At 51.6% G+C, this 26,458-nt stretch carries 25 protein-coding genes; 16 read left to right on the top strand and 9 right to left on the bottom strand.

What is annotated here, in order from left to right:
• Positions 1-9: 9 nt before the first annotated feature.
• From puuR to cbdX, 12 genes are all read left to right on the top strand, one after another.
• Positions 10-567: an HTH-type transcriptional regulator PuuR gene (puuR, locus tag WC1_RS19040; protein ID WP_003830877.1), complete on the top strand. Its 558-nt coding sequence runs from the start codon at positions 10-12 to the stop codon at positions 565-567.
• 138 nt (positions 568-705) lie between these two features.
• Entirely contained in the window at positions 706-2,193 is a 1,488-nt protein-coding gene (gene puuC, locus WC1_RS19045) for an aldehyde dehydrogenase PuuC (protein WP_003838712.1), read from the top strand.
• A gap of 2 nt (positions 2,194-2,195) precedes the next feature.
• A complete protein-coding gene (locus WC1_RS19050) occupies positions 2,196-3,476 on the top strand; it encodes an NAD(P)/FAD-dependent oxidoreductase (RefSeq protein ID WP_003838714.1) in 1,281 nt (426 codons plus the stop codon).
• Between the two features lie 208 nt (positions 3,477-3,684).
• Entirely contained in the window at positions 3,685-4,812 is a 1,128-nt protein-coding gene (gene hyaA, locus WC1_RS19055; protein ID WP_016149649.1) for a hydrogenase 1 small subunit, read from the top strand.
• A complete protein-coding gene (hyaB, locus tag WC1_RS19060) occupies positions 4,809-6,602 on the top strand; it encodes a Ni/Fe-hydrogenase large subunit (protein ID WP_016149648.1) in 1,794 nt (597 codons plus the stop codon). Before hyaA ends, hyaB begins: the two co-directional genes overlap by 4 nt.
• Before the next feature lie 18 nt (positions 6,603-6,620).
• The gene (hyaC, locus tag WC1_RS19065; protein WP_003838720.1) at positions 6,621-7,355 is read left to right on the top strand and encodes a Ni/Fe-hydrogenase b-type cytochrome subunit; all 735 of its coding nucleotides are present in this window, start codon (positions 6,621-6,623) and stop codon (positions 7,353-7,355) included.
• Positions 7,352-7,933: a hydrogenase 1 maturation protease gene (gene hyaD / locus WC1_RS19070; protein ID WP_003838722.1), complete on the top strand. Its 582-nt coding sequence runs from the start codon at positions 7,352-7,354 to the stop codon at positions 7,931-7,933. The genes hyaC and hyaD overlap by 4 nt, the downstream gene beginning before the upstream one ends.
• 5 nt (positions 7,934-7,938) lie before the next feature.
• On the top strand, positions 7,939-8,343 hold the full coding sequence (gene hyaE, locus WC1_RS19075) for a hydrogenase-1 operon protein HyaE (RefSeq protein WP_016149647.1): 405 nt from the start codon (positions 7,939-7,941) through the stop codon (positions 8,341-8,343).
• Positions 8,340-9,197 carry a hydrogenase expression/formation protein gene (locus tag WC1_RS19080; RefSeq protein WP_016149646.1) on the top strand — a complete coding sequence of 286 codons (858 nt, stop codon included), beginning with the start codon at positions 8,340-8,342 and terminating at the stop codon, positions 9,195-9,197. The genes hyaE and WC1_RS19080 overlap by 4 nt, the downstream gene beginning before the upstream one ends.
• 88 nt (positions 9,198-9,285) lie before the next feature.
• Positions 9,286-10,830, top strand: a complete 1,545-nt coding sequence (appC, locus tag WC1_RS19085) for a cytochrome bd-II oxidase subunit 1 (protein ID WP_016149645.1) — start codon at positions 9,286-9,288, stop codon at positions 10,828-10,830.
• 11 nt (positions 10,831-10,841) lie between these two features.
• On the top strand, positions 10,842-11,978 hold the full coding sequence (gene appB, locus WC1_RS19090) for a cytochrome d ubiquinol oxidase subunit II (RefSeq protein WP_016149644.1): 1,137 nt from the start codon (positions 10,842-10,844) through the stop codon (positions 11,976-11,978).
• Positions 11,979-11,991: 13 nt separating this feature from the next.
• Positions 11,992-12,081 carry a cytochrome bd-II oxidase subunit CbdX gene (cbdX, locus tag WC1_RS23290; protein WP_003838732.1) on the top strand — a complete coding sequence of 30 codons (90 nt, stop codon included), beginning with the start codon at positions 11,992-11,994 and terminating at the stop codon, positions 12,079-12,081.
• Positions 12,082-12,133: 52 nt separating this feature from the next.
• Here cbdX and WC1_RS19095 read toward each other — a convergent pair whose 3' ends face one another.
• Both WC1_RS19095 and WC1_RS19100 read right to left on the bottom strand, forming a co-directional pair.
• Positions 12,134-12,847, bottom strand: a complete 714-nt coding sequence (locus WC1_RS19095) for a GNAT family N-acetyltransferase (protein ID WP_016149643.1) — start codon at positions 12,845-12,847, stop codon at positions 12,134-12,136.
• A gap of 192 nt (positions 12,848-13,039) precedes the next feature.
• Positions 13,040-14,509 (bottom strand): MocR-like pyridoxine biosynthesis transcription factor PdxR, encoded by a 1,470-nt coding sequence (locus WC1_RS19100; RefSeq protein WP_016149642.1) that lies wholly within the window; start codon positions 14,507-14,509, stop codon positions 13,040-13,042.
• A gap of 123 nt (positions 14,510-14,632) precedes the next feature.
• On the opposite strand from WC1_RS19100, the gene WC1_RS19105 reads away from it, so the two are divergent.
• From WC1_RS19105 to WC1_RS19120, 4 genes are all read left to right on the top strand, one after another.
• Positions 14,633-15,082 carry a GNAT family N-acetyltransferase gene (locus tag WC1_RS19105; RefSeq protein ID WP_003838738.1) on the top strand — a complete coding sequence of 150 codons (450 nt, stop codon included), beginning with the start codon at positions 14,633-14,635 and terminating at the stop codon, positions 15,080-15,082.
• Between the two features lie 167 nt (positions 15,083-15,249).
• Complete coding sequence (locus WC1_RS19110; RefSeq protein ID WP_016149641.1) at positions 15,250-16,254, top strand: LacI family DNA-binding transcriptional regulator; 1,005 nt, start codon at positions 15,250-15,252, stop codon at positions 16,252-16,254.
• Positions 16,255-16,407: 153 nt separating this feature from the next.
• On the top strand, positions 16,408-17,859 hold the full coding sequence (gene nhaC / locus WC1_RS19115; RefSeq protein WP_016149640.1) for a Na+/H+ antiporter NhaC: 1,452 nt from the start codon (positions 16,408-16,410) through the stop codon (positions 17,857-17,859).
• Between the two features lie 12 nt (positions 17,860-17,871).
• On the top strand, positions 17,872-19,053 hold the full coding sequence (locus WC1_RS19120; RefSeq protein ID WP_016149639.1) for a MalY/PatB family protein: 1,182 nt from the start codon (positions 17,872-17,874) through the stop codon (positions 19,051-19,053).
• A gap of 165 nt (positions 19,054-19,218) precedes the next feature.
• Here the strand turns inward: WC1_RS19120 and WC1_RS19125 are convergent, their stop codons facing one another.
• The 7 genes from WC1_RS19125 to WC1_RS19155 all read right to left on the bottom strand — a co-directional run bounded on the left by WC1_RS19125 (position 19,219) and on the right by WC1_RS19155 (position 26,018).
• Positions 19,219-20,697, bottom strand: a complete 1,479-nt coding sequence (locus WC1_RS19125) for a hypothetical protein (RefSeq protein WP_016149638.1) — start codon at positions 20,695-20,697, stop codon at positions 19,219-19,221.
• Between the two features lie 595 nt (positions 20,698-21,292).
• Positions 21,293-22,027 carry a hypothetical protein gene (locus tag WC1_RS19130; protein WP_016149637.1) on the bottom strand — a complete coding sequence of 245 codons (735 nt, stop codon included), beginning with the start codon at positions 22,025-22,027 and terminating at the stop codon, positions 21,293-21,295.
• Between the two features lie 287 nt (positions 22,028-22,314).
• Positions 22,315-24,648: a primase-helicase zinc-binding domain-containing protein gene (locus WC1_RS19135; RefSeq protein WP_016149636.1), complete on the bottom strand. Its 2,334-nt coding sequence runs from the start codon at positions 24,646-24,648 to the stop codon at positions 22,315-22,317.
• A gap of 14 nt (positions 24,649-24,662) precedes the next feature.
• Complete coding sequence (locus WC1_RS19140) at positions 24,663-24,983, bottom strand: DUF5375 domain-containing protein (protein WP_001472077.1); 321 nt, start codon at positions 24,981-24,983, stop codon at positions 24,663-24,665.
• Positions 24,980-25,207: a hypothetical protein gene (locus tag WC1_RS19145; protein ID WP_001216599.1), complete on the bottom strand. Its 228-nt coding sequence runs from the start codon at positions 25,205-25,207 to the stop codon at positions 24,980-24,982. The genes WC1_RS19140 and WC1_RS19145 overlap by 4 nt, the downstream gene beginning before the upstream one ends.
• Positions 25,204-25,755, bottom strand: a complete 552-nt coding sequence (locus WC1_RS23285) for a host cell division inhibitor Icd-like protein (RefSeq protein ID WP_071599111.1) — start codon at positions 25,753-25,755, stop codon at positions 25,204-25,206. Before WC1_RS23285 ends, WC1_RS19145 begins: the two co-directional genes overlap by 4 nt.
• Positions 25,752-26,018, bottom strand: coding sequence for a helix-turn-helix transcriptional regulator (locus WC1_RS19155; protein WP_000556587.1), 267 nt, complete (start codon positions 26,016-26,018; stop codon positions 25,752-25,754). Before WC1_RS19155 ends, WC1_RS23285 begins: the two co-directional genes overlap by 4 nt.
• Between the last annotated feature and the right edge of the window lie 440 nt (positions 26,019-26,458).

Here is a 26,458-nt window from a genome sequence, read left to right as displayed (position 1 = left end):
AATGCAATTATGAGCGATGACGGCCTGGCGCCGGGTAAACGTTTGTCAGAGATCCGCCAGCAATTGGGTCTTTCGCAGCGTCGTGCCGCCGAACTGTCTGGGTTAACGCATAGCGCCATCAGCACCATAGAGCAGGATAAAGTCAGTCCTGCCATCAGTACGCTGCAAAAGCTATTGAAAGTATATGGGCTGTCGCTCTCCGAGTTCTTCGCGGAACCGGAAAAGCCTGACGAACCGCAGGTGGTTATCAATCAGGATGATTTGATTGAGATCGGGAGTCAGGGAGTATCCATGAAGCTGGTACACAACGGAAATCCGAATCGTACGCTGGCAATGATGTTTGAAACCTATCAGCCAGGCACGACAACCGGGGAGAGAATTAAACATCAGGGTGAAGAGATTGGCACAATACTGGAAGGTGAAGTGATACTGACCATCAACGGTCAAACGTATCCTCTTGTTGCAGGGCAAAGCTATGCCATTAACACCGGCATACCACACAGCTTCAGCAACACCTCGGCGGGGATCTGCCGCATCATCAGTGCCCACACTCCCACCACGTTCTAATCAGTAACGGCCTGAGTTTCTCAGGCCTTCTTAAATAACGCGCATTAACAGGGTACATCCCTGGGGTATCGTGCAGCCTGATTTTGCCTGAAAAAGATCAGCAACGAACTTTATCTTATTGATATAAAAGGAGTAGCTATGAACTTTCAGAATCTTAAATATTGGCGTGAGAAAGCCAGCCATTATTCACCGGAAACCCGTTTATTTATTAACGGCGAATATTGTGCCGCCGCCGATAACGAAACCTTTATTACCCAGGATCCGGCAGGACAACGCCCGCTCGCCAAAGTCGCCCGCGGCAAAAAAGCGGATGTTGACCGCGCGGTCACCGCAGCCCGCACCGTGTTTGAACGCGGGGACTGGTCGCAGGCATCACCCGCAGAGCGCAAAGCGGTGCTGCACAAACTCGCCGATTTAATGGAGCAGCATCACGAGGAGCTGGCGCTACTGGAAACGCTCGACACCGGTAAACCGATTCGCCATAGCCTGCGTGATGATATTCCCGGCGCGGCACGCGCCATCCGTTGGTACGCCGAGGCGATAGATAAAGTCTATGGTGAAGTTGCCACTACCTCGGTGAACGATTTAGCGCTGATTGTCCGCGAACCGGTGGGCGTGATTGCGGCCATCGTGCCGTGGAATTTTCCCCTGCTGCTGGCCTGCTGGAAACTCGGCCCGGCTCTGGCTGCGGGTAACAGCGTGATCCTCAAGCCTTCCGAAAAATCACCGCTGACCGCGATTCGCCTGGCCGCACTGGCTAAAAAAGCAGGTTTGCCCGATGGCGTGCTCAGCGTTGTGAGCGGGTACGGTCACGAGGCGGGCCAGGCACTGTCGCTGCATCCGGATGTTGATGTGATCACCTTTACCGGCTCGACCCGCACCGGCAAGCAACTGCTCAAAGATGCTGGCGACAGCAACATGAAACGCGTCTGGCTGGAGGCCGGCGGTAAAAGTGCCAACATCGTATTTGCCGACTGCCCGGATCTGCCGAAAGCCGCCGCTAATGCAGCGGCAGGTATTTTCTATAATCAGGGCCAGGTTTGTATCGCCGGTACACGTCTGCTGCTGGAAGAAAGTATTGCCGACGAGTTTATCGCGCTTTTAAAAGAGCAGGCGAAAAACTGGCAGCCGGGCAACCCGCTGGATCCGGAAACCACGATGGGCACGCTTATCGACAACACGCATGCCGACACCGTTCACAGTTTTATTCGCGACGGTGAAGCGCAAGGCACGCTGGCGCTGGATGGCCGCAGCCACGTACACCCGGCGGCCATCGGCCCGACTATTTTTGTCGACACCGCGCCGCAAGCCCACGTCAGCCGCGATGAGATTTTCGGCCCGGTACTGGTCATCACCCGTTTTAGCAGTGAAGCCGAAGCTCTGGCGCTGGCCAACGACAGCGACTACGGTCTGGGCGCCGCGGTCTGGACCCGCGATTTGTCGCGCGCGCACCGCATGAGTCGCCGCCTGAAGGCCGGTTCGGTCTTCGTGAATAACTACAACGACGGTGATATGACCGTGCCATTCGGCGGCTATAAGCAAAGTGGTAACGGACGCGATAAATCCCTGCATGCGCTGGAAAAATTTAGCGAATTAAAAACCATCTGGATCTCCCTGGAGTCTTAATCATGACTGAACATACCAGCAGTTATTACGCCGCAAGCGCCAATCAATACGAACCGTTCCCGACCCTTAGCGAATCGGTAAGCTGTGATGTTTGCGTCGTGGGCGGTGGTTATACCGGACTCTCCTCCGCCCTGCATTTATCAGAGATGGGTTACGACGTGGTGCTACTGGAATCCGCACGAATTGGCTTCGGAGCCAGCGGGCGCAACGGTGGCCAGTTGGTGAACTCCTACAGTCGCGATATCGACGTCATTGAACGCACCTACGGCCCGGACGCCGCTAAAATGCTTGGCAGTATGATGTTTGAAGGCGGCAATATCATTCGCGAACGTATCAAACGTTATCAGATCGACTGCGACTATCGTCCTGGCGGGCTGTTTGTGGCCCTGAACCACAAACAGATGGAAACGCTGGAGGAGCAGAAATCGAACTGGGAACGCTACGGCAATACGCAGCTTGAACTGTTGGATAGCAGCGAAATTCGCCGCGAAGTCAGCAGCGATCGTTATGTCGGCGCGCTACTCGACCACAGCGGTGGTCATATTCATCCGCTAAACCTGGCGATTGGCGAGGCTAACGCCATTCGTCTGAACGGCGGGCGCGTCTTCGAACAATCGCCTGTGACGCGTATTCAGCACACCACCCCGGCGGTGGTCAGCACCGAAAAAGGTCAGGTTACGGCACGTTTTGTGATTGTCGCGGGCAACGCCTACCTCGGCGACAAACTGGAACCTGCGCTGGCAAAAAGCAGCATGCCGTGCGGCACGCAGGTGTTAACCACCGAACCGCTGTCGGCGGAGATGGCGCGCTCGCTGATCCCGAAAAACTACTGCGTGGAAGATTGTAACTACCTGCTGGATTACTACCGTCTGACCGGCGATAACCGCCTGCTGTACGGCGGCGGTGTAGTCTACGGCGCTCGCGATCCGGACGATATTGAGCGTCTGGTAATGCCGAAACTGCTGAAGACCTTCCCGCAATTGCAGGGGGTAAAAATTGATTACCGCTGGACCGGTAATTTCCTGTTAACGCTGTCGCGCATGCCGCAGTTCGGCCGTCTTGATACCAACATTTACTATATGCAGGGCTACAGCGGCCACGGCGTGACTTGTACCCACCTGGCAGGACGGCTGATTTCGGAACTGCTGCGCGGGGATGCCGAGCGTTTTGACGCGTTCGCCAAACTGCCGCATTACCCGTTCCCGGGAGGCCGCAGCCTGCGCATTCCGTTTACCGCCATGGGCGCGGCCTATTACAGCTTACGCGATCGCCTTGGGGTTTAAGTTCTTCCGCGATAAACCCGACGCACAGGGCGGTCCCCCCTGTGCGTTTTTTATTGCCGAAAAGCGAAAAACAGATAACAGGCACGAAAATATCGCAATAGGACATAACCACACACTTTGCATTGTTTCTCCCCGCTAATCGGATAGGCTTTTTTAGATTATCGCTGGCGGCGTGCGCCAGAACTCAACGGGGGAAGAAACGCGTGTTATGAATACGAATAACGAGGAGACCTTTTATCAGGCGATGCGCCGCAAGGGCGTGAGCAGACGCAGTTTTCTTAAATATTGTAGCCTCGCGGCAACATCGCTAGGGTTGGGGGCTGGAATGACGCCCAGAATCGCCTGGGCGCTGGAAAACAAACCCCGGATCCCGGTCGTCTGGATCCACGGTCTGGAATGCACCTGCTGTACCGAATCATTTATCCGCTCCTCTCACCCACTCGCCAAAGACGTCATCCTCTCTCTGATTTCCCTTGATTACGACGACACTCTGATGGCCGCCGCCGGAACACAGGCCGAAGAGGTCTTTGAAGACATTCTAAGCCGCTACCACGGCCGATACATTCTGGCCGTCGAAGGTAATCCTCCGCTGGGAGAACAAGGGATGTTCTGCATTAGCGGCGGGCGACCGTTTATTGAAAAGCTTAAAAGAGCCGCCGCCGGTGCCAGCGCGATTATCGCCTGGGGCACCTGCGCATCCTGGGGCTGCGTGCAGGCTGCCCGGCCTAACCCAACTCAGGCAACACCGATCGATAAAGTGATTACCGATAAGCCGATCGTGAAAGTGCCCGGTTGCCCGCCGATTCCAGACGTCATGAGCGCCATCATTACCTACATGGTGACTTTTGACAGGCTGCCGGAACTCGATCGTCTGGGGCGTCCGCTGATGTTTTATGGTCAGCGTATTCATGACAAATGCTACCGCCGCGCCCACTTTGACGCCGGGGAGTTCGTTGAAAGTTGGGACGATGACGCTGCCCGCAAAGGCTATTGCCTGTACAAAATGGGCTGCAAGGGGCCAACCACCTATAACGCCTGTTCCACCACCCGCTGGAATGGTGGCGTTTCCTTCCCCATCCAGTCCGGCCACGGTTGTCTGGGATGTTCGGAGAACGGCTTCTGGGATCGCGGTTCGTTCTACAGCCGCGTGGTCGATATTCCACAGATGGGAACGCATTCTACCGCTGACACCGTGGGCCTCACCGCGCTCGGCGTAGTGGCGGCTGGTGTAGGCGTCCACGCAGTCGCCAGCGCCGTCAATCAACATAACCGCCACAAACAGCAGTTAACAGAAGCCGAACAACCGCAGCCGGACAAAGAGGATAACCAGGCATGAGCAACTCGTATCAAACCCAGGGATATACGTTAAACAATGCGGGTCGCCGCCTGGTTGTGGACCCCATAACCCGCATTGAAGGCCATATGCGTTGTGAAGTGAACATTGATGAACAGAACATCATCACCAACGCGGTTTCCTGCGGCACTATGTTCCGCGGACTGGAGATCATTCTACAAGGTCGCGACCCGCGCGATGCCTGGGCCTTTGTCGAACGGATTTGCGGAGTATGCACCGGCGTACATGCCCTGGCATCGGTGTATGCCATTGAAGATGCCATTGGCATCAAGGTGCCCGACAACGCCAACATCATTCGCAATATTATGCTGGCCACGCTGTGGTGCCACGACCATCTGGTGCACTTTTACCAGTTAGCCGGAATGGATTGGATTGACGTGTTGAATGCCCTGAAAGCAGATCCGCGCGCCACATCGCAGCTGGCGCAGAGCCTTTCTGCCTGGCCGAAGTCCTCCCCTGGCTACTTTTTTGACGTCCAAAATCGCCTGAAGAAATTTGTCGACGGCGGTCAACTGGGGATTTTCCGCAACGGTTATTGGGGTCATCCGCAGTACAAACTGTCGCCTGAGGCTAACCTGATGGGCTTTGCCCATTATCTGGAAGCACTCGATTTTCAGCGCGAGATCATCAAAATCCATACGGTGTTTGGCGGTAAGAACCCGCATCCTAACTGGATTGTCGGCGGTATGCCGTGCGCGATTAATATCGATCAGCGCGGCGCGGTTGGCGCAGTCGATATGGAACGCCTGAACCTGGTGCAGTCGATCATCACCCGCACCACTGATTTCATCAACAACGTCATGGTGCCTGACGCGCTGGCTATCGGCCAGTTCAATAAGTCCTGGAGCCAGATTGGCACCGGGCTTTCTGATAAGTGCGTCCTGAGCTACGGCGCGTTCCCGGATATCGCCAATGACTTCAGCGCGAAGAGCCTGTTGATGCCAGGCGGTGCGGTGATTAACGGTGATTTTAAAAACGTGCTGCCAGTGGATCTGGCCGATCCGCAACAAATTCAGGAGTTTGTCGATCATGCCTGGTACCGTTATCCGGACGATCAATTAGGTCGTCACCCGTTCGAAGGGATTACTGAACCCTGGTATAACCCGGGCAATGTCAAAGGCAGCGATATTGATATCAAACAGCTCAACGAACAGGAACGCTATTCGTGGATTAAAGCCCCGCGCTGGCGCGGACACGCCATGGAAGTTGGACCACTGGCGCGCACGCTGATTGCCTATCACAAAGGGGATGCCGCCACGATTGAATCCGTCGATCGCATGATGTCTGCCCTCAAGCTGCCGCTTTCGGGTATGCAGTCGACGCTGGGGCGTATTCTGTGCCGCGCGCACGAAGCCCAGTGGGCCGTGAGCAAACTGCAATATTTCTTCGACAAGCTAATGACCAACCTGAAAAACGGCAATCTGGCGACCGCAAACACCGAAAAATGGGAGCCTGAAAGCTGGCCGCAGCAGTGCCGCGGGATCGGCTTTACCGAAGCACCGCGCGGCGCGTTAGGTCACTGGGCATCGATTCGCGACGGGAAAATCGATCTCTATCAGTGTGTGGTGCCGACCACCTGGAATGCCAGCCCGCGCGATCCGAAGGGACAAATTGGCGCTTACGAGGCGGCGCTGATGGGCACCCAAATGGCGATACCGGATCAACCACTGGAGATCCTGCGCACCTTGCACAGCTTCGACCCCTGCCTGGCATGTTCAACCCACGTACTCGGCGACGACGGCAGCGAACTTATCGCCGTCCAGGTTCGCTAAGCGTTAAGGAACGGAACGATGACTGGAAAAACATCCCCACGCGTCGGGGAGGCGCGTGATACCGCTATCAGCCACTATGTGTTTGAAGCGCCTGTGCGCTTGTGGCACTGGCTGACGGTCGGCTGCATGTTGGTGTTGATGGTGACCGGATACTTCATTGGTCGACCGCTGCCGTCGGTCAGCGGTGAGGCCACTTATCTGTTCTATATGGGCGACATCCGGCTGATACATTTCTCCGCCGCCATGGTATTCACGGTGATCCTGCTGATGCGCATTTACTGGGCCTTTGTCGGTAACCGCTATTCACGCGAGTTGTTTATCGTGCCGGTCTGGCGGCGCAGCTGGTGGCGAGGCGCGTTTTCGGTGGTGCGCTGGTATCTGTTTCTGGAAAAAAAACCGGGAGATGATATCGGTCATAACCCCATCGCGCAGGCGGCGATGTGCGGTTATTTCCTGCTCTCCGTTTTTATGATCCTCACCGGTTTTGCCTTATACAGCGAACATAGCCAGTACGCCATTTTTACCCCTTTCCGCTATGTGACAGAGTTTTTCTACTGGACCGGTGGGAACTCTCTCGATATTCACAGCTGGCATCGGTTGGGGATGTGGTTCATCGCCGCCTTCATCGTAGGCCATGTGTATATGGCGATTCGTGAGGACATCATGTCTGACGATACCGTCATCTCCACCATGGTCAATGGCTACCGTAGCCACAAATTTCCCAAAGGTCAGCACGACAAGGAGGCGTCATGAGCGAACCACACGTCATCGTGATGGGTCTAGGCAACCTGCTGTGGGCAGATGAAGGCTTTGGCATTCGCGTCGCCGAACGCCTGTACGCCCATTATCACTGGCCGGAATACGTTGAGATCGTCGACGGCGGCACGCAGGGGCTGAATCTGCTGGGCTACGTTGAGCAGGCCAGTCATCTGCTGTTGCTGGACGCCATCGACTACGGTCTCGCGCCGGGCACCCTGCAAACCTACGCCGGTGAAAAAGTCCCCAGTTACCTCAGCGCCAAAAAAATGAGTCTGCATCAGAACAGTTTCTCCGAAGTGCTGGCGCTGGCGGACATTCGCGGCCATCTGCCCCCGCACATCGCCCTTGTAGGACTTCAACCGGTACAGCTGGACGACTATGGCGGCAGCCTGACCGACATCGCGCGTGCTCAGCTTCCGGCGGCGGAGCAGGCTGCACTTACGCAACTGGCTGCGTGGGGGATTGTGCCACAGACCAACGATGAAACGCGTTGCCTGAACTATGAATGCCTGTCGATGGAAAACTATGAAGGCGTGCATATTCGCCAGTATCGCGTAACGCTGGAGAGATAAGCAACATGTTGAATGACAACCCTTTTCCTGCTCTATGGCAACGTATGCTGGCACGAGGCTGGCAGCCGCTAACCGCGCCCGAACTGGATGACTGGATAACCCACGTTCGCGACGGTGTGGTGTTACTCAGTAGCGATCCCCGCCGTACACCGGAAGTCAGCGATAATCCGGTGATGATTGCCGAGTTGCTCCGCGAGTTTCCCCAGTTTGACTGGCACATCGCCATGGCGGATCTCGAGCATAGCGAGGCGATTGGCGATCGTTTTGGCGTATTCCGCTTCCCGGCCACACTGGTGTTTATCCACGGCGAACTGAGCGGCATTCTCAGCGGCATCCACCCGTGGGCCGATCTGCTCAACCTGATGCGCCCCTTAGTTGAACCACGCACGCCGCCGGAGTCTGAACGATGAGCGACACTTTTTTTCATCTGCTGGGGCCGGGAACGCAGCCGGACGATGACAGCTTCAGCATGAATCCCTTACCCCTCACCTGCCAGGTCAACAGCGACCCCAGCATGGCATCACTGGAAAACTGTCCGCACAGTCCGGCGGTGATGGCATTGTTAGCCGATGTGCGCCACCAGCTCAGGAGGCGCACTCCCGCCAAACAAGACGTGCTGGGATGGGATTTATCCGCGCTCAACGCAGACGATCTCACGTTTTTGAATACGCTGCTCGGTGAAGGCGAAGTTTCAGTGCGCATCCAGCATGCTGACGGCAGAGCGTGCGAGATCCAGGAGTCGATTTTCTGCGGTATCTGGCGGGTGCGTTGTCAGAATGACAACGGGCAGTGGGAGGAGCATCTGGAAGCAGGCAGTGCGCCGCGGGCGCTGTGGCTGGCAGCAACGTTCAATACACTGCCGGACGACAGCCTGTTGCCCCCGCCAGTGGACGGGCTAATGAATGGCCTGACGCTGGCTCAGGAACTGCTGGCGTACGTGCGCGATCCGGCCTTGCAACCCCATAGCATTAACCTCACCCAACTGCCGATTAGCGATGCGGATCGCCTGTTTCTTGCTCGGTTATGTGGCGAAGGACACATCCAGATCCGCACTATCGGCTATGGTGAGAGCCAAATCGACGCCACGGCGCTGCGCCATGTCTGGCATGTGCGCTGTCTGGATACCCTGAAAGGGCTTCTGCTCGAAAGTTATGAGATCTGTCCATTACCGGAACTGGTGCAGGCTGCGCCGGAAGATCTTCGCGACTCGCTCCAGCGTCTGGATGAAGTCTGCGGCTGGCTGGCATCCGGTCCACCGGCCTGACCCTCTCTCCCGGCCCGCATGCTTTTATGCTGCGGGTCTGGCGTTTTCTTCCTTATCTATTCACTCTCTAATGCCTGATGGAGTTCGCATGTGGGACGTCATTGACTTATCGCGTTGGCAGTTTGCGCTGACCGCGCTGTACCATTTTCTGTTTGTTCCCCTGACGCTGGGGCTAATTTTTATGCTGGCCATCATGGAAACCATTTATGTGGTGACGGGCAAAACAGTCTACCGCGACATGACGCGTTTCTGGGGCAAGTTATTCGGGATTAACTTTGCGCTCGGCGTGGCAACCGGCCTGACCATGGAGTTTCAGTTCGGTACTAACTGGTCGCTCTATTCTAACTATGTGGGCGATATTTTTGGCGCGCCTCTGGCAATGGAAGCCCTGCTGGCCTTCTTCCTCGAATCCACGTTCGTTGGCCTGTTCTTCTTCGGCTGGCAACGCTTAACCAAATACCAACACCTGATGGTCACCTGGCTGGTCGCGTTTGGTTCCAATATCTCGGCCCTGTGGATCCTCAACGCCAACGGCTGGATGCAATATCCAACCGGCGCTCACTTTAATATTGATACCTTGCGTATGGAGATGAGCAGCTTTAGCGAGCTGGTCTTTAACCCCATCAGCCAGGTGAAATTTGTGCATACCGTGATGTCCGGTTATGTCACCGGCGCCATGTTTGTGATGTCCATCAGCGCCTGGTATTTGCTGCGCGGTCGCAATCGCGAGTTCGCCCGGCGTTCCTTCGCGGTGGGTTCCGTTTTTGGCACGCTGGCTATCCTCGGCACCCTGCAACTGGGTGATAGCTCAGCCTATGAGGTTGCCCAACGCCAGCCGGTAAAGCTGGCGGCAATGGAAGGCGAATGGCAAACCGAACCGGCACCCGCGCCCTTTCATGTCATCGCCTGGCCGCAGCAGGAGCAAGAACGTAACGCCTTTGCTGTGAAGATACCGGCTCTGCTGGGCATCCTGGCCACGCACTCTTTAGACACGCCGGTTCCGGGGCTGAAAAATCTGATGGAGGATGCTCTTCCCCGCCTGCAACGAGGTCGGAAAGCGTGGCTGCTGATGCAGGAAATCGCCAAAGGTAACCGCACGCCTCAGGTACTGAACGCTTTTCACGCTGTGGAGAAAGATCTGGGTTACGGCATCCTGCTGGCGAACTACGCACCTGATATGAACCATGTCACTCCGGAGCAATATCAGGCCGCGCAACGCGGTGCGATCCCGCAAGTAGCACCGGTATTCTGGAGTTTTCGCATCATGATTGCATGCGGTTCACTTCTGCTGCTGGTGATGGCGATTGCCCTGATACAGACCTTACGCTGGCGTATCGACCAGCATCGCTGGGTACTGCACATGACGCTGTGGAGCTTGCCGCTACCGTGGATTGCCATTGAAGCGGGCTGGTTTATGACGGAGTTTGGCCGCCAGCCGTGGGCGATTCAGGATATTTTGCCGACCTGGTACGCCCACTCCGCGTTAAGCGCAGGCCAACTGGCCTTCTCCATGGGGCTAATTCTCACGCTTTACACCTTGTTTTTAATTGCCGAAGTCTACCTGATGCAGAAATACGCGCGCCTTGGCCCGGATGCAATGCATAACCAACAACCAGCGCAACAACAGGGATAAAGGAGATAATCATGTTGGATTATGAAACGTTGCGGCTCATCTGGTGGCTGCTGATTGGCATCATCCTGGTGGCATTTATGGTCACCGACGGGTTTGATATGGGGGTTGGCTGCCTGTTGCCGCTGATCGCGCGTAACGATGATGAGCGTCGGGTACTAATCAATAGCGTCGGAGCGCACTGGGAAGGTAACCAGGTGTGGCTCATTCTGGCGGGCGGTGCATTATTCGCGGCCTGGCCACGGGTCTATGCCGCGGCATTTTCAGGGTTTTATGTGGCGATGATTCTGGTGCTGTGCGCCCTTTTCTTTCGCCCGTTGGCCTTTGATTATCGTGGAAAAATAGCCAATGCACGCTGGCGCGCCATGTGGGACACCGGGTTGGTGATTGGCAGTCTGGTCCCTCCAGTTATCTTCGGCGTCGCGTTCGGCAACCTTTTTTTGGGCGTGCCTTTTATCTTCACTCCACAGCTTCATGTGCAATACCTGGGCACCTTCTGGCAGTTACTCTCACCCTTTGCCCTGCTGTGCGGCGCATTAAGCCTGATGCTGGTTATTCTGCAAGGGGGCGTGTGGCTCCAGTTGAAGACCGACGGCATTCTTCACCAACGTGCGCTGTCTGCTACCCGCCGCAGCGCGATGCTGGTCGTGCTCTGCTTTCTGTTAGCCGGTTACTGGCTATGGACGGGTATCGATGGCTATGTGTTGCTAAGCCAGGATCCTAATGGTCCTTCCAACCCGTTATTAAAAGCAGTAACTACCTCGCCGGGCGCGTGGATGGCGCACTATTATCAGTCACCACTGCTGTTAATTATTCCGCTGCTTGGCATGATTTTCCCGATGCTCGCGATCTATGCCTGCGGACAACGTCGGGCCGTATGGGGATTTTTGTTTGCTTCACTGGGCCAGGCCTGCGTGATCTTCACCGCTGGAATCACCCTGTTTCCGTTTGTGATGCCTTCAAGCGCGTATCCGCTCTCCAGCCTGACGGTGTGGGACAGCACCTCCAGCCAGATGACACTCAGTATCATGCTGGTTATTGTGCTGATTTTTCTACCGATCGTTCTGCTTTATACCGTGTGGAGTTATTACAAAATGCTCGGGCGCATCAATGTAGAAACGATCCGCCGCCACAACCACGAACTTTATTAAGGAGGACTGTACGATGTGGTATCTGTTTTGGTTTGTCGGCATTCTGCTGATGTGCGGACTCTCCACGCTGGCGCTGGTCTGGCTTGAGTCGCGGCAGAGATAATTCTACACGGGCGCTACGCTTTCTGGCTCCCCGGTTTATTCGGGGAGCTTTTTTATCCCCTTTCCATCAGCTCGCCAAGACGCCTAATCTGCCGTCCCTGATTATCGAAATTACGCTCATCGAGCCACATATCGTAGGCCGGCCGAAGTGACGGGTACTCACCGTCAATGATTGAGTACCATGCGGTATCTCGATTACGCCCCCGCGTGACGACAGCCTGACGAAATATGCCTTCAAAACTGAAGCCAAAGCGCTCCGCCGCCCCACGGGAAGGAGCATTGAGAGCATCGCATTTCCATTCAAAACGGCGATAGCCCAGATCCTCAAAAACGTACTTTAAAAGCAATGAGATGACTTCTGTTGAGATTCGCGAACGTTTCATGCGTACGGAGTAGGAAACATGGCCAACCTCGATCACGCCATTTGAGGTATCAATCCGCATCAGTGCAAACGTACCAACAGGTTTCATACTGGTTAAATCGATCACAGCAAAATGCATCGGATCGGTCTGTTCTTCCATCTTTTTTACATAATCCAGGAAGGTATCGAAGGTCTCAAAAGGCCCGACCGCCAGATATGTCCAGTCACGACAATCGTTTGCTTCGCAGTACGCTTCATACAACTCTTTTGCATGGCATTCGGCGTTAATACGTTCAAGCTTACAATAGCGACCTGTAATTTGCTGAGCCTGTGGAAAGGGGGCGCCTTTCCAGTCAGACAAAGTCATACCAACGGGTTGATGAAATTGATTAAAGATGCCCGACATATCCATACCTCTTACAAAACAGGGCTAAACCAGCGCAGAGTATGATCAAACTGGGCAGTCCAAAAGAACCACAATGCGTGTTTTTAACAGATCCACACTATTTAATTGTACAAAAAACAGGCGCAACATTTTTACACGTAGCAAAAGAAACGTATTTACTGCATTAATGCTAAGAGCTGAATAAATTATAAGTTAAATAACCTGAGCCAGACGGCGAATCCCATCAACAATTGCCTCTACCGGATGATTTGCAAAACCAATCAAAATCCCCTGTCGTGAGACATCGCTCTGGTAATAACGACTTAGTGATAGTATTCCCATCCCTAGTAATCTGGCTTTCTCTTCAACTTCACTCCCAGTCATCCCATTTTGCAACCAACATACGATATGAACGCCTGAGTCTGAAGGTTGAATAATCATTTTATCAGCAAGATAGTATTGAATAGCATTGACCAAAGCAGTTCTTCTTTCATAGCATGCTTTGCGAATTCGACGCACATGACTGGCATAGTGCCCCTCCTCAATAAAATTTGCCATCACTGCTTGTTCAAGATAGCTGGTGCCGAGATCGGAATAATATTTGGTCACCATAATCTGTTCTTGTAAACCCGGCGGAACAACTAAAAAACCTAAACGGAATTCCGGGTACATCATTTTAGAAAATGTTCCGGCATAGATTACGCGTTGATTCTGATCTAATCCTTGCAGAGCTTGTAAAGAACGGTCGGCATAACGGAACTCACTATTATAATCATCTTCAAATATCCATGCCTGATTCGACTTCGCCCATGCCAGCAACTCAAAACGCCGGGATAAACTCAACGTTCCACTTAATGGATATTGATCCGACGGGACGACATAGGCCAGCCTGGCGTCAGGAAAATGATCAATACCATAGCGGACGTTCATTCCTTCGCTATCTACCGGTACCGGCCTCACCATAGCACCAACAGACATGAAGGTTCCGCGGGCGCCTTTGTAACCAGGGTCGTCCAGCCAAACATCATTTCCTGCCGACAGCAATGCTCGTGCAGTAATGTTCAATGCCTGCTGAATACCATTTACGATGATTATTTGATCTTCGTTACAGTTCACTCCACGCGTTGTTTTAATGTAGCGGCAAACCGCTTTTCTCAAAGGAAGGTACCCGCAAGGATGAGTGTGGGCTCCCAGTTGATGCCGGGATTGTCTCCAGACTCGTTGCAGTAGCTTTCCCCATAACCCATGCGGGAAGAGATCCGTACACCCGACACCAACCGCAAATAGACGGTTCATGCCGCGCCCTTCATACTCATTTGACCATAAATCGCGAGCAGGATTATTTCGGCTGTGAACCTGCTCATCAGGCGATACGACGTCCACCAACGCCATCTCTGGATAGCTATTGCTGATACTCCGATCCGGAATATGATGTGAGACATACGTTCCAGACCCTTTACGAGTCAGGATATACCCTTCATCTAATAGCCGGTCATAACCGGCGATCGCTGAGTTTCGTGAAATTGACATCATTTCGGACAACGCCCTGGTTGACGGCATTTTTGTTCCTGGCGGCAATCGCCCTTCGAGGATGTGATCGCGGAGGATGTGGTAAACCTGCTCCTTAACCGCACCTTTTCCTAAAACAAATCCTTGAAATAAAGGCGCATTGTTTTTCTTCATTGTATTAACCTTTATACTAAAGTGGATCCTATCAATATATCGAAAGTGTCTCTTTACGAGAGTTTATAAAATTCTTAGTATCATCATACTAACACATTACTCGTATAAAATATCAGGATATATATGATTAACATGAATGCCGTTACTATTGAAAGTGCAGAACAAAAAGACTACGCCAGCTGGCTTCCTTTATGGATAAACTATCAAACATTTTACCGCACTATAATTTCAGATGAAGTAACAAAATTAACGTGGGAGCGTTTCTTTACCCCGAGCGAACCTGTTTATTGTGCTGTTGCAAAATATGATGGGAAAATAGTGGGGCTGGTTCATTATCTCTTTCACCGCTCAACCTGGGCAGAATCAAACTATTGCTATCTCGAAGATTTATTTGTTAGCGAAGATGTACGCGGCCAACACATCGGTAAACAACTTATCGAATATGTCCAACAACAAGCCAAAAAACATCACGCGTCAAGATTATACTGGCATACGCATGAAACCAATCTCCGTGGGCAACGTCTGTATGACTGGGTGGCCAAAAAGAGCGGGATGATCGAATATCGTATGTAAGTATAATAATACTCAGGATAGTATTGAATAATTAAATACTAAAAATAAGCCTCTGAGTAGATATACTCAGAGGATGTATCGGTGACAAATCCTCCCAACCTGAATAAGATAAGGAAAAAAACCAGCGATAAGCAAATTCTTAAGTATTAAAAAGGTAAAGAGCCAGCATGGCAACGATAAAAGATGTTGCAGAGTCAGCGGGAGTGTCCACCGCAACAGTTTCACGTGTTATTAATCAAACCGCATGGGTTGAACCCGTGACGCGTGAGCGTGTTGAAAAAGCCATGCGCGAACTGAACTATCATCGCAATGCTGCCGCTATTGCATTAGCGAAACGCAGCGGTGACATGCTCGGGTTATTGACCGGCAATCTTGCCGATCCCTTTTTTGCCAGGCTTGCACGAGGCGTGGAAGAAGTATCACGCCAGCAGCAATTTCGGCTGATGGTATGCAGCGGTGGCCACGATGAAGGAATGGAAAAATCAGGACTCGATTTCCTGATAAACCAGGGCTGCGAAGCTATTGTGGTCCATGCCAGTAGACTGTCTGAAAAGGAACTGTTGCGATATGCCGCTCATTTTCCTGCCATGGTGGTCGTAAATCGCTATATTGCCGGGATGGCCAATCGCTGCGTGTGGCTGGAAAATAGTCAAGCAGCTAAAACAGCCACGCTACATCTCCTGGAGCAAGGACACCGTTGTATTGCCTGCGTGACAAGTGACTTACCGATTATCGATCGCCGTGAGCGGCTGGAAGGTTATCGCCAGGCGCTGGCTGAATATGGTATTACGCCAGATAAAAATTGGGTGATTAGCGTACCCTTTAATGAAGAAGGTGGCGAACGCGCTGCACATCAGCTGCTTAATTGCGGCATTCCTTTCACCGCAGCGGTGACGTTTAATGATGTGATGGCCGCCGGGATTATGCGCATCCTCCATCAGCAGGGAATTACACTTCCTCAACAGCTTTCGATCGTTGGATTTGATGATGTGGTGATGGCCCGCTATCTCTACCCAGCACTCACAACAATGCATTATCCCGTTGAGCGCATGGCTCGCTGCGCTTCGCAGCTGGCGATACAGCTTTTTAAGGGCGCAACTCAGCGTCCCAGCGTGAATAGTTTCACTGCAGAGCTGGTGATCCGCGATTCTGTTCTTCCCCCCTCTCTCTGAAATCAATGCGTAAATCGTCAAGCCCCTGAGTTGTGATCAACTTCAAATTTAGCGCCCTCATGTAATCGCTTACATGAGGGCCAATGAACGATCACAGTCAGACAAAAGAGTGTTCTCTACTCTTGAGCGACCTTACAGACTGGAGATTCATGAATGAATGCCTCTCAAAATCAGAAAAAAGCACTCTCATTTGGACTGGCAGTGATCCCTATTTTAGCCATGCTACTGCTGTTAATTATTGGCTACGGCATCATGGGGCTACGTATTGAACCTTTATTGCTTTGTTCTGCTGCAGTCGCCGCTGGCATGGCCTGGTGGCAAGGGTATTGCTGGGAAGACATCATTAATTCGGTGGTGGATAAACTCGCCAAAGCAATGCCGGTTATCATGATTCTTATCTGTGTTGGCGGCCTGATTGGTACATGGATGTTCAGCGGCACCATCCCTTACATGGTGTACTGGGGACTTAAACTCATCAGCCCCGAATACATTCTCATCGCCGCGTTCTTTTTGACCAGCGTCGTATCGGTGTGTACCGGAACCTCCTGGGGTTCCGCCGGAACGGTTGGCGTAGCGCTGATGGGGGTTGCCGCCGGACTGGATGTCTCATTGGCAGCAGCGGCAGGTGCCGTTGTTTCTGGCGCTTACTTCGGTGACAAGATATCGCCGCTGTCAGACTCCACCAACTTTGCGGCCATTGTCGCAGATACCACCCTTTTCGAGCATATCCAGCACTTATTGTGGACCACTATTCCCAGCTTTCTGCTTGCCGCTGTGGTTTATCTTATTGCGGGCCACAGCAATATGCTCGGCGAGGTCGCCACGCCGCAACGGGTTACCGATATTGTCAACGCTCTGGAGTCGCTATACCACTTCAATATCATTCTGATTTTGCCACCGGTTATTGTGTTGTGGGGCGCGGTTCGTAAAAAGCCGGTCATTCCTTTAATGCTGAGCGCATGCGTATTAGCCCTGATTCTGGGCGTTGTCATGCAAGGACTCAGCATCAAGCAGGGGCTGGATGCCTTTATAGATGGGTTCAACATTACTATGTTCCCGCAAGGGAGTGAGGGCATTATTGCTGATGTTCCGCGCCTGCTGAACCGTGGCGGAATGTTCTCAATGATGAGCACTATTCTTCTGGTATTTTGCGCATTTTCTTTTGCCGGTGCCTTAACGTTAACGGGCGCACTCAACATTATCATTAACCGCTTACTGACGGTCATTCACAGCGTCGGTCAGTTAATTGCGGCAACCATTGGTACCACCCTTCTTGTTACCGGAGCGACAAGCGACGGCAAGCTGGCTCTTCTGGTTCCAGCTGAATTATTTAAAGACGCATACCGCCGCATGGGACTGGATACCAAAAATCTGTCCCGCACAATTGAAGACGCTGGCACCGTCATTGAGCCGTTGTTGCCATGGACCGCCGCCGGAGTTTATATGGCCACAACATTAGGAGTGAGCACACTGGATTTATTGCCATGGGCGATTCAGTGCTATGCCGCAATCTTCTTCGCCTTGATTTACGGCTTCACGGGAATCGGTATTGCGAAGGCGCCATCAGTGACAGAAACAGAAAAAAATATTACGGCAACAGAATAGGGAGAGCATGTAATGGATTTTAATAAGATTATCGATCGCCACGATACCGCCTCGCTGAAATGGGACTTTATGGCGCGATATTTCGGCGAGGATACACATCAACTGTTGCCAATGTGGGTGTCTGATTTTGACTTTACTTGCCCGCCCGCTGTTCAGGAGGCTTTAACTCACCGCGTCGGGCACGGTATTTTTGGTTACAGCGAACGGCCACAAAGCTACTTTGATTCATTAATCTCATGGCTCTCAACCCGGCATCAGCTGGAAATCAAGCAAGAATGGATCTGCAGTATTGAAGGTGTTGTTCCGGGATTATCGCTACTCGTACAAATGCTGAGCCAACCCGGTGAAGGCGTAGTCGTTCAGGGGCCTTATTATGGCTCATTCGCTAAAATTATCTCTTTGAACGGCAGACAGTTGCTGGAAAATCCGTTGTATGAGGACCCGGCTACCGGTTATCAAATGGATTTTGCTCACCTGGAAATGTTATTCCGGACTGAACGTCCACCGTTGATGATTTTATGTAATCCGCATAATCCAACCGGCCGTTGTTGGTCTGTACAGGAGCTGGAACAGCTACTTACGCTGTGCGAAACCTATGATGTGACGTTGCTGTCTGATGAAATATGGGCAGATTTATTGCTTCCTGGAGAACAATTTACTTCAGTTCTGCATCTGGGAGAACGCTGGCATTCGCGTGTAATTTCAGCCACTTCAGCCAGTAAAACGTTTGGTTTGTCGACATTGCGTATTGCTAATTTTCTGATACCGGCACCGGCATTGCGTGAACACTTTTTACACCGTCTGGATGCACATGGGCTGGATGTATTCAATGCGCTATCCGTCGAAGCGAGTACGGCAGCATGGCAACATGGTGCACCATGGTTAGACGAGTTACTTGGCTATCTGGCTGAAAATCGACGCTGGTTTATTCAACAAATTGATGAACATCTCCCGTGGGCTCGGGTTGTTCCTTCCCAGGCAACTTATCTACTGTGGATAGATTGCAAAGCGCTTGGACTGGATGATGAGCAGCTCAAATGGGTAATGCTTGATGTTACCGGTATTGCGCCTTCAATGGGAAATAGCTTTGGTCCTGCTGGAAAAGGTTTTATCCGCCTGAACATGGGATGTCCACGCGCCTACCTCGAAAAAGCGGTAGAGGGGTTGAAGCGTATTGCATTTACATCTTGCTAAATCTGCTCAGTAAACGAATCGGCCCTGGCGCAGGGCCGCTCGATATTATCAGCCATTTTAATGAAAAACCAAGTGATATAGTACCAGTTAGCCACCAACAGACAGGGGCGTCTAAGCGCGTTTTTGCTATTACAAGCTAAAACGAGGATTCAGGCACGATTATTTTCATTCACTATCTTCTTGTTTCATTTTTATTAAAAAATGCAACACATTAGGATTATTATCCACAATATTTGTGAATTTTCTCAATAACCTTGAAGCATCTTTTTTTCGATTGTGATTAACATACCAGGTATGGCATACACCGTATAACAATGCGCTTTTTAACTCAATGAATTCATCATCCATGCCAGGATGTTGATAAAGAAAATTATCCGTATAATCTTCTATTTCTTTAATTTCATGAATTTGTTTAACTGGTATATCAAGCAGTGAATTACTGGTTTTGATCATTTCTAACATTGAATAAAAAATCGTAGGCGATTGGTTTTGAAGAAAAACCTGATTTTTAAAGTCATCAATGATCTTTTCTTTTTCCTTAGTATCTTCGATAAAAGATGTCAACTGCGCCAGGTGGCTCAATAAAGTCACATCATTTTCAGCGTCATTAGTTAGTTTCCATTTATCATAACTATTTTTGACATAAGCGCGTTGAAAACTCTCCTTATCTGGATAAGGATAATAAGGATGAAAGCTGAGTGCCTGCACTAAAAACCCAGCAGCGACGTCATCAGATAGTTCTGCACTATAAACATCTACGAAAGAAGCTGTCAGACCAGCCATCAAAAAGTTGAGCTCATCGTCTATAAAAGGATATCTCCCTTTTAAATCAATGACCTCACTCCTTATCTTAACGACCAGGTTAGCCATACCAATAGCGTCCATTTCATCTTTTCGGGCACTTAGTGTACGGGCATTTATATCAATGAAGAGGATCTTAGCTATTATCTCTCGCTTTTGAGCATCAGTTAACTGTGATTGCGAAATAATTTTATCAAAAATCTGATTAAACCATCTACTCTCTAAATTAATGCTATGCGCATTGGGTGATAACAACTTCCCGTTCAAACCATAGTGGATTTTCTCTATTTTATTATCACGTGTAAACCCTACCAACGTTACGACTGAGCGAGAATTCGCTTCAGCCAAATTAATTATTTGCTGTTTAGAACGATGAGTCAAAAACAATGTCGGAAATTGCCAGTTCTCAACCGCAAACGGGGGCACAAATTGGAATGAAGGATTCTCTTTAGATGTGGCCCTTTTCCACGTCTCCTCCATCTGGTGAGTGATGTCATAAGCATTTTCATCTGTATTACTACTGTTCCACCCCCCATCTTTTTCATTATAGAAGCCAGAAATGCTTATCTGTGCAAATTCAGGGTATGGTTGGTAGAAAATCGCACAACCCATTGCAAAAAACAACACAAGCAATGAGAAACAACTCGACTTGTTGGGATAACGTCTTTTTTTTCGATGATAAATTAATGTAGTTATTAGAATGACAACAGAACCACATATGAAAGGAATCTTCCATTCATTCAGAAAAAACAAAAAAGAGGAAAATTTAAAAAAAATCAGTGCTGGCAATCCCAAAAAGGTGAGAATATTTCCGGAAAAAGTAGCAACGTCCTGGAATTTCATGAGAGGCCTATCTTCTGGTAGATATTGAAGATAGATTAAAAAATACAGCGCAAGATGACAAGGATTTCTGCCAAGAAGTTTATGTTAGTCGATTGTTTTTTCTAGGTAAATGTTCTTATTCATGTAAAATCACCCCATCCCTAAGTAAAATTGTGGTTTTCATGTAATTCAGAGCTAAAACCTCCGCTCACAGAATGGCGAGGACCTGCGATTGCACGTCTTACAAAACTCCCACGTTGCATTGTTCAACTCATTGAAACAAATATATTGATCATCAGTTGCCTCAATTTTGTCACATCCGCAACGCGCAAAATGCACATTAGTGCTGAACAAAGCAAAACACTGCAATAGTAACTTGATGATTTTACGAGAAAAGGTGGTGCGATAATAGGAGTCGATAAACAAGATCAATAAATTGATTTTATTGAATAAATTAATATCGAAGAATAAATCTATACACACACCTATACACATTGGCGAATGCGTTCATTTTTCATACACCCTCTTCAGGCCAAAATCTGGACACGAGTTCTACTCACTTCCACAATGATCAACCCCATTTATCAACATAAGCTGTTACGCCAAATCGATGCTATCAAGGTCGAAGCGTTAAACCTAAATCCCATGGAAAAACATTGATGTATGAGGTGCTTGAAACTGCAGCCCAGTTGATTTTTACATCTTGTGAGCTGCTCAGAAGAGTTTCACGATCACTATCCCATTCGAAATCACTCGGTAACAACTGCCCAGGGACATGAGGCGACAATGCCCCAAAGGCAACATAACTCCATGCTCCTGGCGGTCCTTCTCTTCCCGAAACGACAAGTTCTTGATGCCTTAAGGATTCCCTATACTCCAAAGTTAAGTGTTCCTCTTCCATAAGATCTTTTAGGGTTAATTTTCCCAACGGTGGGCAGCAAAGGTGCCAAGAAGGAAATTCGAAAGTTGTATCATGGTCAATCAATGCCACTGCGATGGTTTCGATAGAATCATTTGAGTCGAATGTCAGAGAAACCAGTGAGTCTGAAAACCTATATCCCCACCATTTATCGCCTTTGCGGTTAGGAACACCTAATTGCTGTTCAACCCAGCGAGATGGAGTACCAAGCTCTATCCCTGTGAATATATTTTCAGGTGTTCTACGTCGTTCGATACGAACATTAGGTCTTGCTAACTTTGCCCTTAAAAAACGAACGCCATGCTTACTCATTGCAAGCCAAATGAGTGCTACACCACCAACAAAACTTCCGACGGCATTAATCATAATATCCTTAACAGGTATATGAGCTAATAGCATCTGCAATTGCACAATCCAAGCATCCTGCGCCATTGTTAACCTCATTGAATGCGGACGATTTAACCGCCCTTAATATTTTAAACATTACTTTCAACAGAATACCGTGAACACGGTACAGAATTATATGGCAGTGAGCAGGCAGTAGAGGATGATAAAAAAGTTTTTTTAGGTTTTACTGTTCACACTGTTCACCTCTGGTTTTTTATCAATAATTTCATGGTGATACAGGGTGAATATACGGTGAAGGGTGAACAGTGGATTGTTCACCTTGTGGCAATGGCCAGAAAGGAAAAGACCGGCTGTTGCCGGTCTGAGTGAGGTTATGTTGCTGCGGGGTCGTCGCACTTCGGCAACCAGTCTCCGTAGCTTTCCTCTTTCAGCGACAGATTGGTTTGTATCCCCTGCTTGGTGTGCCGCTTCTCATAATTCAGGCCGTACTCTTTCAGCATCATGGGCAGCCCCAGCCCGAACATTTTCAGGCTGAGCACGTTCCTGTAGCCGTTAGCCTCCATATAGGCCAGATACGCGTGATAGAGATATTTACGATAATTACGCGGGATGATGCTGGCATTCCCCATAAACATCCCGTTGGTCTGCGGGAGCATTTCCAGATAGCCGCAAAAATCAAACGTCGGGTCTGCATCGCGCTTAATGCTGAGCGCCTCGTCGGAGTTCTGCTGCGACTGGAGCAGTGCGCGGGCGGTCATCGGGTCGCTGAATTTCTGCATAAGCTGGCGCACAATGACGGCCAGCTCGCGCGCAATTTTATCCCTGAGCTGCGGGTCGCGTTCCTCCGGGGCAATCTGCTCCGGGAAATGAATAATCACCCGGCGACGGGAGACGCCGCCGCTGCGGTCGGTGAAGCGCATCGGGTTATTGTTCACGGCCAGAATTACAGCCGGAATATGCGTTGAGTACGGATTCTGGTATTTCGGGTCAACCGAGACCGCATCGCCGCCGGTGATGGCCTTGAGTCCTGCGCCGTCACCGCTCCATTTTTCCTGGTCTGGCAGACGGATAAGCGAGAAGCCAATCAGGGAGGCACGCTTGCGCGGGTCTTCCAGTGTGTCGATATCGGCTGACGTGGCGTTATCTTCCCCGGCGAGCAGAGTCGCGATTTCGGCCAGAATACTTTTGCCGCTCCCGCCGGGACCGGTGACTTCGAGAAAGAGCTGCCAGTCGTAACGGTTCGCCAGCACCATAAACAGCGCAGCCAGAATCACGTCGCGTTTTTGTGGATTTTTACCGGCCGCATGGTCGAGCCAGCGCCAGAAGTTCGGCGCGTGAGTCTCCAGCGTTTCCCCTTCCACCGGCGGGGTAAAATCCACATCACACAGCGTGCGCAGCCAGTGCGATTTATGGTGCGGGCTGAATACGCCGCTTTGGGTATCGAGTACCCCGTTGCGAAAGCCAATCAGACGACGTGCCGGTGTATCCTGCTGCGGAATAATCAGTTTCAGGGTCTCCACCACCGAGGCAATTTTCCCGGACGAGAACGGGGCGCGCAGACGCTGGAATAAGTCAGCCACATTTCGTGAAAAAGTGGCGGCAGGGATATTTTTCCAGATGCCGTTTTCATAGCGGGACAGGAGCTGGCCGTTCGCATCCACCGCCAGCGCTTCGCCGTAATGCTCATGCACCCGCAGAGCCTTGTCGCTGGCGCTCATGGCGGTAAATTCCGCCTCGCTCATGGTATCAAACGGACTTTGCGCCGGTGGCCGGATGGCGTCATAAATGGCTTTCCGCGTGGCTTCCTCGCCGTGCTGCATAAACGCATCATTCCAGTCACCGAACACTGGCGGCAGGGCAACAACACCCTCACAGGCTTCTGCGGCCGCGGCGGCTTTTTTCTGGCCATCGCCGTTAAGGTCGCGGTCGGCTGCGAGGACAATCTGACAGGCCGGGTATTTGTGACGGGTAAGGCTCGCCAGAGAAAGGAGGTTTACGGAGGACAGCGCCACCATGACGGTTTCCCCGGTCAGATGATGCACGGTGAGCGCAGTTGCATAACCCTCCGCAATCCACAGGCGTTTTCCGGTCTGTTTCTGTCCTTCGATGATATGACATGCCCCTTTGACCTGACCGCCTTTCAGGGTGCGTTTGAGACCGTCAGCATTGATAAGCTGAAGGTTAACCAGTGCGCCGGTATCGTCATACAGCGGGACAACCACATCACCGGTGCGGAACGTCACGCCGCCGGTTTTATGCATGACGGTGAGCGTCAGACATTCCTGAGCGGGGAAACCCTTGCGGGTGAGGTAGGCGTTGCCGGTGGCCGGTCGGATTTTCTCCATGAGCCTGACCGCCAGCGCGGCCGCTGCCTTGCGGTCGGCATCGGTTTCAGCCTCTGCGGCCGCAATCACTTCCGGGGCAACCGGCGGCAGGTTGCCGGTCACGGCGTTCACCTTTCCGGCAGCTACTGACGGGGTCACGCCAAACACTTTCTCTACCAGCTTAAGCCCGTCACCTGCGCCACACTGATTGCAGTACCACGTGCCGCGCCCCTCTTTATCGTCAAAGCGAAAACGGTCAGAGCCGCCGCACACCGGACAGGCCTGATGGCGGTTTTTAATCACCTTCACACCCAGCGCCGGGAGAATGCGCGGCCAGTGGCCGCACGCCTGTTTTACCGTTTCTGTTACGTTCATTTTCATCGTTGTTTTCCCCCTCAGTGCAGTACTGGTGCGGTGATATGACGGGCGCAAAGCTCATCCATCACGGCCAGCCCGAGAAAAGACAGCGACGGCGCGGCTTTGAGTGGTCCGGCTTCCATTAAATCTTCCAGCAGTGCACAGGCAATCTGGCGGCCTTTTTCCTCGCCATGCTGGCGCAGGTAGAAGCCCTCCAGCTCGGCGGCAATGGCGCTTTCCAGCGCGTCGAGGGTGAGGTGTGGATAGCGGTGCTGACGTTCGCACAGGGTCAGCCATGCACAGGCCACGGCGCGACGATAGAGCGCGGCGCGTAATACGGGCGGTAATGGCTTTTTCATACGTTACCCTCCCCGGTCAGCCACTGCTGATTGCAGCGTTCGACCACGCCGTCGAGCTGGGCGGTCATGAGGTAAATCACGGAGGTGAGCTGTAACTGCTGCGCCGGGTCACGACGAACGGTGGCGCAGTCCTGCACCTGCATCAGGTCGCCGACGAGCTGGCCGACATTGCGCATATGCTCCAGACATTCGAGGTCACGGGCGGTAATGGTGGTGTGTCTCATGCGCGCACCTCCGCAACCGGCAGGCGGCCAGCAAACGAGAGGACGTAATTGCGAACGAGAGAAAGGCGTGCAGCGTGTTCATCACCGGCAACGGTGCGGAGCATACAGATACGGGGTTTACGGTCTGCGCGACGAACGGCGGCAAACACAAAGACAAACTGCGGGTGTGACGGGGTGAGGATCGTAGCCATAAGGGCAACCTCCAATGTTTGCATGTGGCTGCTACCACTGGAAACGCCAATTTCACTGGTGGTAGCCCAGACGGGGTTGGCGTAACCGGCAACATTGGAAACCGGCGCTTCGTGAGAAGCCCCCGCCTGAGCCACCATTACACGAAGGATCCATAGACAGATAAATCTCTGGATCAAAAATGGATGCGCTGAGGCATAGACACAAAAAAAGACGCAAGGCGCGTCCGGTGTCGCCAATGTTGTAAACGGGACGCCAATCCCGGCTGCCGATTTTGCGACAGCGGGAAAACTATACCTGGAAACGGCGAAAAGAAGCAAGCCAGAAAAAGGGGCTGTTTGCTGAACGATCATCATCATGCGTCATAGCCCCGGTTACGTTCGGCAATGCGATCCGCCATCCATGCAGTGATTTCAGACTGCGCCCACGCCACATTTTTTCCGCCGAGGGAGATTTGTTTCGGGAAGGCTTCCCGGCTGATGAGGTCGTAAATGGTCGAGCGGGACAGGCCGCACAGATGCATCACTTCGGGCAGACGGATAAAGCGTTCGTGAACGGTATCAGAAACCGGCATCAGTGGCGCGGCAGGGGCAGAAGACGGGGAAGAAAAAGCGGTGTGCATCGGGCTACCTCACAAAGTCCATACAGTGCCGGTCGTGTCCGTCCGGCTTCGGGTAGCTCACTATTTTGTGAATATTTTTACGCAGGGCAACAAGTCATTTTGCAGTGAAATCCCACACAACAAACCGTTAACAGGTGAATGGCAAACAGAGGCATACACTGGCAATCCTGTGGCAATCCATTGGCAATCCTTCTATTGCTTTTTCTTATATTAATTTGCTTTTTAATTACCAAAAGGTCTAAGTGAATAACTGGCTGAAAAAACAGGAGGGTGAACAGTGGTGAACAGACGGTGAACAGTCAGACCCTCAACTGTTCACCACTTATCTTACTGTATTACTTATCTTTTTCTTAAAGGTGAACAGTAGTGAATAGTTAATCGTAAAAAAACAAACAGAGTGAGGGGGGATTCCTGCGACCTTTCTCTGGCCAGCCGGGTTT

Origin of the sequence: Citrobacter sp. KTE30 (genome assembly GCF_000398825.1) — a bacterium.
Taxonomy (GTDB): Bacteria; Pseudomonadota; Gammaproteobacteria; order Enterobacterales; family Enterobacteriaceae; genus Citrobacter; species Citrobacter freundii.
The sequence above is the reverse complement of the archived record's forward strand: the minus strand, read 5'-3'. Positions and strand labels throughout refer to the sequence as shown.